The organism is Streptomyces specialis (genome assembly GCF_001493375.1).
In the GTDB taxonomy this organism is placed as follows: domain Bacteria; phylum Actinomycetota; class Actinomycetes; order Streptomycetales; family Streptomycetaceae; genus Streptomyces; species Streptomyces specialis.
Genome location: NZ_LN929894.1, coordinates 228,696 through 237,937, shown reverse-complemented (window position 1 = coordinate 237,937; position 9,242 = coordinate 228,696). Strand labels below are relative to the sequence as shown.

At 73.0% G+C, this 9,242-nt stretch carries 6 protein-coding genes; 2 read left to right on the top strand and 4 right to left on the bottom strand.

Annotation, left to right across the window (positions count from 1 at the left end; translation table 11 throughout):
• A partial coding sequence (locus tag BN2279_RS13145) for a cation:proton antiporter (RefSeq protein ID WP_059009125.1) occupies positions 1-1,310 on the top strand: 1,310 nt, incomplete at its 5' end.
• A 192-nt stretch (positions 1,311-1,502) separates the two neighbouring features.
• Here the strand turns inward: BN2279_RS13145 and BN2279_RS27705 are convergent.
• The 4 genes from BN2279_RS27705 to BN2279_RS13125 are packed head-to-tail and all read right to left on the bottom strand — an operon-like array spanning position 1,503 to position 5,494.
• Complete coding sequence (locus BN2279_RS27705; protein WP_079032124.1) at positions 1,503-3,386, bottom strand: cation:proton antiporter domain-containing protein; 1,884 nt, start codon at positions 3,384-3,386, stop codon at positions 1,503-1,505.
• Between the two features lie 13 nt (positions 3,387-3,399).
• Positions 3,400-4,341 (bottom strand): RluA family pseudouridine synthase, encoded by a 942-nt coding sequence (locus BN2279_RS13135; protein WP_059009123.1) that lies wholly within the window; start codon positions 4,339-4,341, stop codon positions 3,400-3,402.
• Positions 4,342-4,366: 25 nt separating this feature from the next.
• Positions 4,367-4,963 (bottom strand): signal peptidase II, encoded by a 597-nt coding sequence (gene lspA, locus BN2279_RS13130; protein WP_059009121.1) that lies wholly within the window; start codon positions 4,961-4,963, stop codon positions 4,367-4,369.
• Positions 4,964-5,017: 54 nt separating this feature from the next.
• Complete coding sequence (locus BN2279_RS13125) at positions 5,018-5,494, bottom strand: TraR/DksA family transcriptional regulator (RefSeq protein ID WP_059009115.1); 477 nt, start codon at positions 5,492-5,494, stop codon at positions 5,018-5,020.
• Positions 5,495-5,992: 498 nt separating this feature from the next.
• Between BN2279_RS13125 and ileS the strand changes: the two genes are divergently transcribed.
• The gene (gene ileS / locus BN2279_RS13120) at positions 5,993-9,172 is read left to right on the top strand and encodes an isoleucine--tRNA ligase (RefSeq protein WP_059009114.1); all 3,180 of its coding nucleotides are present in this window, start codon (positions 5,993-5,995) and stop codon (positions 9,170-9,172) included.
• The last annotated feature ends 70 nt before the right edge of the window (positions 9,173-9,242 follow it).

Genomic DNA, 9,242 nt, shown 5'->3' with positions numbered 1-9,242 from the left:
AGGCCGCCGTGCCGGGGCTGCCGCTGGCGCCCGCCATCGCCCTGGGCGCGCTGGTCGCGCCGCCCGACCCCGTCGCCGCCACCGCCGTGGCGGGGCGGCTGGGGCTGCCCCGCCGGATGGTCTCCATCCTGGAGGGCGAAGGGCTGTTCAACGACGTGACCGCCATCACCCTGTACCACGTGGCCGTCACGGCCGCCGTGACCGGCAGCTTCTCCGCGACCGGCGCCGGGGCCGAGCTGGCGCTCTCGGCCGGGGTGGCCCTCGCCGTGGGGGCGGTGGTGGGCTGGGCCACGACGTCCATGTTCGGGCTGCTGGGCGATGTGACGCTGCGCACCGGGCTGACGCTGCTGGCGCCGTTCGCGGCGTACGTCCTGGCCGAGGAGCTGTCCGGCTCGGGCGTGCTGGCGGTCCTGGTGACCGCCCTGTGGCTGGGCGAGCGGGGCGCGGACGCCGACGACGTCACCGGGCGGCTCACCGGGCGGAGCTTCTGGGCGGTGATCGACACGCTGGTGACGGGCGTCGCGTTCGGGCTCATCGGCCTGGAACTGCATCTGGTCCTCGACACGGTCAGCGGCCGGTGGGGCGAACTGCTGCCCGCCGCCGCGCTGGTTCTCGCGGTCGTGGTCGCGGTGCGGCTGCTGTGGCTGCTGCCCGCGACCTGGCTGGCCAGGCGGCTGCACCGGCGCACCGACTACGCCGAGGAGATCCCGCTGACCTGGCGGGAGACGGTCGTGATGTGGTGGTCGGGGATGCGGGGAGTGGCGTCCGTCGCGCTGGCCCTGGCCCTTCCGCTGACCGTGGACGGCGGCGGCGCGTTCCCCGAGCGCGGCACGCTCGTCTTCATCGGCTTCGTGGTGGTCATCGGAACGCTGCTGCTCCAGGGGCTCACCCTGCCGTGGCTCGCCGGGCGGCTGGGCGTGCGGGCCGACAGCGACGCCGAGGAGGCGCTGGAGCACGAACTGGCGGTGCGCGCGGCGAAGGCCGCCAAGCGCAGGCTGCGGGAGATCGAGCGGGAGCACGACGTTCCCGACGAGATCTCCGAGGCGCTGGCCCGGCGGGCGTACGACATCGGCGTGCGCATCTCGCCCCGGATCGCGGCGGACGAGCGGCGGGAGAACGTCGCGGCGCGCGCCGAGCGCATGCGGCGCGTCCACCACCTCTACGCCGAGCTGCTGTCGGCCGCCCGGCACGAGGTGCTGGACGCGCGCAGCGAGCCGGGCGCCGACCCGGAGGTCGTGGACCGGGTGCTGCGCGAGCTGGACGAACGAAGCCTCCCGCACGGCCGCCGGGGCACCGCCGGCGAGGAGTGAGGGGCCCCTCTGCGCGGGGGCGCAGGCCGGGGGCCGTTTCCCCGGTCACGGGCGGGGATCGGGGGCACGTGCCTTGGGCCCGGGCGGCCCACTGGAAGAGCGGGTTGTGGTGGGACGGTCCGGCCGGGGCGTGGGACCTGCGGTCGGGGCCGGTGCCGGGGCGGGGTTCGTGGTGCGGCGTGCGGTGGGGGGCTACGTGTCCGTGCTGGGGGACTGGCCGGGGATCGGGCGGTCCGACACGGTTTCGCGCGGGGCGGTGTCGGTGGGGCGGACCTCGGCGGGGGAGGTGTTGACGCGGGGGAGGGCGTAGGGGTGGTTGTCGCGCAGCCAGGCGATCAGTTCCTCGCGGACCGCGCAGCGCAGCGACCAGGCGTCGTCGGCGTTCCGGGTGGACATCGACGCCCGTACCTGGATGGTGGTGGGGGTGGTGTCGGTCACCACGAGGTCCCAGTGGCGGCGGTCCCAGTCGTCGCGGCCGGTCAGGAAGTCCCCGAGGTGCTTGCGCAGCTCCGGGACGGGGGTGGTGTGGTCGAGGTGGATGAAGACCGTGCCGGTGATCTGGTTGCCGCCGCGCGACCAGTTCTCGTAGGGCTTGCTGTTGAAGTAGGACACCGGCATCGTCAGCCGCCGGTCGTCCCAGATCCGGACGGTGAGGAACGCCAGCGACATCTCCTCGACCGTGCCCCACTCGCCGTCCACGACGACGGTGTCGCCGATCTTGACCGAGTCGCCGAACGCTATCTGCAGCCCGGCGAAGAGGTTGCTCAGCATGGACTGGGCGGCGACACCGGCGATGACACCGATGACACCGGCCGAGGCCAGCATCGAGGTGCCCAGGGCCCGCAGGTTCGGGAAGAGCAGCAGAATGGTGACGGCGACCGCGACGACGGTGAGGATGGGGGTGACGACCCGGCGGAGCATCGCGAGCTGGGTGCGGAACTGCCGGACGCGGGCCAGGTCCGTGGTTCTGGCCTCGTAGCGCGCCAGTGAGTTCTCCGCGACGGACGCCACTCCCCGCATCCCCGACCACCACATCACGACCGTCTCCCGCCAGGTCAGCGGGATCTCCTCGGCGTAGTCGGTGCGCCGGTGCAGCCGCCTGGCCAGCCAGGTCGCGGGCAGCAGCCACAGCAGCCGCACCGCGACCACGACCGCGAGAACCAGCGCGGCGGCGGGCAGCAGTTCGCCCCACCGGCCGCTGACCGTGTCGAGGACCAGATGCAGTTCCAGGCCGATGAGCCCGAACGCGACGCCCGTCACCAGCGTGTCGATCACCGCCCAGAAGCTCCGCCCGGTGAGCCGCCCGGTGACGTCGTCGGCGTCCGCGCCCCGCTCGCCCAGCCACAGGGCGGTCACCAGGACCGCCAGCACGCCCGAGCCGGACAGCTCCTCGGCCAGGACGTACGCCGCGAACGGCGCCAGCAGCGTCAGCCCGGTGCGCAGCGTCACATCGCCCAGCAGCCCGAACATGGACGTCGTGGCCCAGCCCACCACCGCCCCCACGGCGAGGGCCACCCCGGCCGAGAGCGCCAGCTCGGCCCCGGCGCCGGTCGCGGAGAAGCTGCCGGTCACGGCGGCCGTGACGGCCACGTGGTACAGGGTGATGGCGGTCACGTCGTTGAACAGCCCTTCGCCCTCCAGGATGGAGACCATCCGGCGGGGCAGCCCCAGCCGCCCCGCCACGGCGGTGGCGGCGACGGGGTCGGGCGGCGCGACCAGCGCGCCCAGGGCGATGGCGGGCGCCAGCGGCAGCCCCGGCACGGCGGCCTGGGCCACGACGGCGACCGCCGCCGTCGTCACGAAGACCAGCGCGACGGCCAGCAGCAGGATGGGCCGCACGTTGGCGGTGAACTGACGCCAGGACGTGCGCTGCACCGCCGCGTACAGCACGGGTGGCAGCACCAGCGGCAGGATGTACTCCGGCGGCAGGTCCACCTCGGGCACGAACGGCAGGAACGCCACCAGGATCCCGGCCACCGTCATCAGCACCGGCGGCGGCAGCGACAGCCGTTCGCCGAGCGGCACCGTCAACACGGCGCCGAACAGCAGGACGAACAACAGCGAGAGCTGGTCCACGTGCCGGGCCCGGTCAGGCGCTTTCGGCCCGCAACGTCTCCAGCGCGGACCGCAGATCCGCGGGATAGCCGGTGGTGAACTCCACCCAGCGCCCGTCGTCGGGGTGGGCGAAGCCCAGCCGCACCGCGTGCAGCCACTGCCGCGTCAGCCCCAGCCGCTTCGCCAGCGTCGGGTCGGCGCCGTAGGTGAGGTCGCCGACGCAGGGGTGGCGGTGCGCCGACATGTGCACGCGGATCTGGTGGGTGCGGCCGGTCTCCAGCTTGATGTCGAGCAGGCTGGCCGCGCGGAACGCCTCGATCAGGTCGTAGTGGGTGACGGCCGGCTTCCCGTCGGCGGTGACGGCCCACTTGTAGTCGTGCTGCGGGTGCCGTCCCACCGGGGCGTCGATGGTGCCGCTGAGCGGATCGGGGTGCCCCTGCACCACCGCGTGGTAGCGCTTGTCGACGGTCCGGTCGCGGAACTGCTGCTTCAGCCGCGTGTACGCCCGCTCCGACTTCGCCACGACCATCAGCCCCGACGTGCCGACGTCCAGGCGGTGCACGACGCCCTGCCGCTCGGCCGCCCCCGAGGTGGAGACCCGGTACCCGGCGGCGGCCAGGCCGCCGATGACGGTGGTCCCGCTCCAGCCGGGGCTGGGGTGCGCGGCCACGCCGACGGGCTTGTCCACGACGACGAGGTCGTCGTCGTCGTGCACGATCTCCATGCCCTCGACCGGCTCCGCGACGATCCGCACCGGCACGGCCGGCGCGGGCATCTCGACCTCCAGCCACGAACCGCCGGTCACCCGCTCGGACTTGCCGACCTCGGCACCGTCCAGCCGGACCTTGCCCGACGCGGCCAGCTCCGCCGCCTTGGTGCGGGAGAAGCCGAGCATACGGGCCAGAGCGGCGTCGACACGCTCTCCCTCCAGCCCTTCCGGTACGGGCAGTGCGCGGGTCTCGGGAAGGGTGCTCACGTGATCGAGTATGCCGGACGCGGACTCAGTCCCGGTGCACGGTGCCGTCCGGGTCCAGCCCGCGGAAGGACAGCAGCACGATCAGGATGCCGCCGCAGACGATCGCGCTGTCCGCCAGGTTGAACACCGCGAAGTACTTCGGGGCGATGAAGTCCACGACGTGGCCCTCCAGTACGCCGGGGGCGCGGAAGAGCCGGTCGGTGAGGTTGCCGAGGGCGCCGCCGAGCAGCAGGCCCAGCGCGACGGCCCACGGGGTGCTGTACAGACGCTTGGCGAGCCGGATGATGACCACGATGACGGCGGCGGCGATCAGCGTGAAGACCACGGTCAGCGCCTCGCCGATGCCGAAGGCGGCGCCGCCGTTGCGCACCGCCTCCAGCCGCAGCCATTCGCCGAAGACCTCGATCGGCTCCTCGTGCTCCAGCCACTCCACGACCATGAGCTTGGTGATCAGGTCAAGCGCGTAGGCGAGAGCGGCGATGCTCGCCAGCACCGCGACGCGCCGCCGGCCGGCGGCGCGGTCGTCCGGGGCGTCCCCGGCCGCGGCGGGCGCGCCGGACGTGCCGCCCGCCTCGCCCGTTCCGTCGTCGGGTGTCCTGATGGTCCGCTCCGCCTCGCTCACGGGACGAGGGTACGCCACGCCGGTGCGATCACCGGAAAGATCGACGGGAACCCCTCAGAAACGGCGCTCCTGCCGCTGCTTGCAGTCGACGCACAGCGTGGCCCGGGGGAAGACCTGCATCCGGGCCTTCCCGATGGGGTTCCCGCAGGTCTCGCAGAGGCCGTAGGTGCCCGCCTCCAGCCGGCCGAGGGCCCGCTCGGTCTGGTAGAGCATCTCGCGGGCGTTGCTGGCCAGGGCCATCTCGTGCTCGCGGGTGACGTTCTTGCTGCCGGTGTCGGCCTCGTCGTCGCCCGCGCCGTCCCCCGAGTCGCGCATCAGCCCGGACAGCGCCTCCTCGGCGGCGCTGATCTCGGCGCGCAGCCGGTCGGCCTCCGCCGTCAGCGCCGTCCGCGCCCCGGTCACCTCCTCGGCGGTCCAGGGGTCCTCGCCCGACCGCACGGCGAGACCGCCGGGATCGGCGGGCACGGTGACGGGGGCCGCCGCCACCGCGGCCGACGAGTCCTCGGTCGTGCCCTTCTTCGCAGCCACCATCTCAGCTCCCGTCTTCCCGCCCTGCGGGGCCTGGCCGTCCGTCCTCCCCACCACCGCGACGGACGATATCTTCGCATTGTGTGATCTTGCTGGCGAAACGTGACCGGAACGATAAATCGACTCGGGCCGTGCGGCAACGGGGCGCGCCGGTCTGCCAGGGATGTGCCCAGCCCGGACCCCGGATAACCGGTCAGCGACCCCCTCCGCCTGCCCCTACACTGGGGTCAGCGAAAGGCGAGGATGGGGACGAGTAGCGTCGTCGGCAGCCGTGAGCGACCCGGGGACGGTGTGAGCCCGGGGGCGAGCGCGACGCGAAGATCACCCCGGAGCCGCCGGAAGAAAGCTCGGACGAGCGAGTAGACCCGGCAGTCGCGGACCCAACGAGCGGGTCGCGGACGGCGGTTTCGTCCCGGCCAAGGAGGGTGGTACCGCGGGAGCGCGCGCGCTCTCGTCCCTCCGACGGAGAACGCCAGCCGCTGTCCGCCGGAGGACGGTCCGATGACCCAGTACCGCCACGTCCCAGCCCAGGTCGACCTGCCACAGCTCGAGCACGAGGTGCTCGACCTCTGGCGGGACAACAAGACCTTCAACCGCAGCATGGAGCAGTCCGAGGGCCGCCCGGAGTGGGTGTTCTACGAGGGCCCGCCCACCGCCAACGGCATGCCCGGCGCCCACCACATCGAGGCGCGCGTCTTCAAGGACGTCTTCCCGCGCTACAGGACGATGCGCGGCTTCCACGTCACGCGCAAAGCGGGCTGGGACTGCCACGGCCTGCCCGTCGAGCTGGCCGTCGAGAAGGAGCTCGGCTTCTCCGGCAAGCAGGACATCGAGGCGTACGGCATCGCCGAGTTCAACGCCAAGTGCCGCGAGTCGGTGACCCGCCACACCGACGCCTTCTCCGAGCTGACGACCCGCATGGGGTACTGGGTCGACCTCGACGACGCCTACCGCACGATGAACCCCGAGTACATCGAGTCGGTCTGGTGGTCGCTGAAGGAGATCTTCACCAAGGGCCTCCTCGGCCAGGACCACCGGGTGGCCCCCTGGTGCCCCCGCTGCGAGACCGGCCTGTCCGACCATGAGCTGGCCCAGGGCTACGAGACGGTGGTCGACCCCTCGGTCTACGTCCGGCTGCCCCTGGTCTCGGGGCCGCTGGCCGGCGAGGCGGACCTGCTGGTGTGGACGACCACCCCCTGGACCCTGGTCTCCAACACCGCCGTCGCCGCCCACCCCGACGTCACCTACACCGTGGTCACCGACGGCGCGACCAGGCTGGTCGTCGCCGAGGCCCTGGTCGGCAAGGCGCTGGGCGTGGGGGCACCGCCCGGGCCGTCAGGCCCAGGGGGAGGCTGGACGGCCACCGGCCCGTCGTTCACCGGCGCGGAGATGGAACGCTGGGCGTACCGGCGCCCGTTCGACCTCGTCGACTTCGGCGGCGCCGAGGCGCACTACGTGGTGACGGCGGATTACGTCACCACCGAGGACGGCACGGGCCTGGTCCACCAGGCCCCGGCCTTCGGCGAGGACGACCTCCTCACCTGCCGCCGCTACGGCCTGCCCGTGGTCAACCCGGTCCGCCCCGACGGCACCTTCGAGGACGGACTGCCGCTGGTCGGCGGCCAGTTCTTCAAGAAGGCGGACGAGGCCCTGGTCGCGGACCTGGAGGCCCGCGGCCTGCTCCTCCGGCACCTGCCGTACGAGCACAGCTACCCGCACTGCTGGCGCTGCCACACCCCGCTGCTGTACTACGCACAGCCGTCCTGGTACATCCGGACCACCCGCGTCAAGGACGCGCTGCTGCGGGAGAACGAGCGCACCGCCTGGTACCCGGAATCCGTCAAGCACGGCCGCTACGGCGAGTGGCTGAACAACAACGTGGACTGGGCCCTGTCCCGCAACCGCTACTGGGGTACCCCGCTGCCGATCTGGCGCTGCGAGGACGGCCACCTCACCTGCGTCGGCTCACTGGCCGAGCTGAGCGAGCTGACCGGCACCGACCAGTCGGGCCTCGACCCGCACCGGCCGTTCATCGACGAGGTCGTCTTCCCCTGCGTCACCGACGGCTGCGCCCACACCGCCCGCCGCGTCCCGGAGGTCATCGACGCCTGGTACGACTCGGGCGCCATGCCGTTCGCCCAGTGGGGATACCCGCACCGCAACCGCGAGGAGTTCGCCAAGCGCTATCCCGCGCAGTACATCTGCGAGGCGATCGACCAGACCCGCGGCTGGTTCTACACGCTGATGGCCGTCGGCACCCTCGTCTTCGACAAGTCGTCGTACGAATCGGTCGTCTGCCTCGGCCACATCCTCGCCGAGGACGGCCGCAAGATGTCCAAGCACCTGGGCAACATCCTGGAGCCGATCCCGCTCATGGAGCGGCACGGCGCCGACGCGGTGCGCTGGTTCATGGCGGCCGGCGGTTCCCCGTGGTCGGCCCGCCGGGTCGGGCACGGCACCATCCAGGAGGTCGTCCGCAAGACGCTGCTGACCTACTGGAACACCGTCGCCTTCCAGGCCCTGTACGCCCGGACCAGCGGCTGGGCCCCCGGCGACGCCGACCCGGCCCCCGCCGACCGGCCCCTGCTGGACCGCTGGCTGCTCAGCGAGCTGAACGCGCTGGTGGACATGGTCACCACGGCCATGGAGAACTACGACACCCAGCGCACCGGCAAGCTGATCTCGACGTTCGTGGACGACCTGTCGAACTGGTACGTCCGCCGCTCGCGCCGCCGCTTCTGGCAGGGCGACCCGGCCGCGCTCCGCACCCTGCACGAGGCACTGGAGACGGTCACCAAGCTGATGGCCCCGCTGGTCCCGTTCATCACGGAACGGGTCTGGCAGGACCTGGTGGTGCCGGTCACCCCGGGCGCCCCCGACTCGGTGCACCTGGCCTCCTGGCCGGAGACGGACCCCGGGCTGATCGACCCGGACCTGTCGCAGGACATGCTGCTGGTGCGGCGCCTGGTCGAGCTGGGCCGCGCGACCCGCGCCGAGTCCGGCGTCAAGACCCGGCAGCCGCTGTCCCGCGCGCTGGTCGCGGCGCAGGGCTTCGAACTGCTCGGCGACGACCTGCGTGAGCAGATCGCCGAGGAGCTGAACGTCGCCTCCCTCGCCACGCTCGCCGAGATGGGCGGCTCGCTGGTGGACACCACCGCGAAGGCCAACTTCCGCGCGCTCGGCCGGCGTTTCGGCAAGGGCACCCAGCCGGTGGCCGCCGCCATCGCCGCCGCCGACGCGGCGGAGCTGTCCGCCGCGCTGCGCGCCGGCACGGCCGCCGTCGAGGTCGACGGGGAGCGGGTGCCGCTGTCTCCGGAGGAGGTCATCATCACCGAGACGCCCCGCGAGGGCTGGTCGGTCGCCTCCGACACCGGCGCCACGGTCGCGCTCGACCTGGAGATCACCCCCGAGCTGCGCCGGGCCGGGCTGGCCCGCGACATCATCCGGCTGGTCCAGGACGCCCGCAAGAACAGCGGCCTGGACGTGGCGGACCGGATCGCGGTGCGCTGGCGCGCGACCGACCCGGAGGCGGGCCGCGCGCTCGCCGACCACCAGGCGCTGATCAGCTCCGAGGTCCTGGCCGTCGACTTCGCCGAGGGCGACGGGAGCGACGACGACGGTTACGGCGCCACGTTCGGCGACGAGGCCCTCGGCGTCACGTTCCGGCTGCGCCGGGCCTGACGCGGGGGACGGTGAAGGGGCGGGGCCCGGACTCATCGAGTCCGGGCCCCGCCCCTCAACCACGCTGTCA

Excerpts from the sequence above, each read along its gene's own strand:
- ileS (WP_059009114.1), top strand. The coding sequence starts at position 5,993 with ATGACCCAGTACCGCCACGTCCCAGCCCAGGTCGACCTGCCACAGCTC.
- BN2279_RS13125 (WP_059009115.1), bottom strand. The coding sequence starts at position 5,494 with ATGGTGGCTGCGAAGAAGGGCACGACCGAGGACTCGTCGGCCGCGGTG.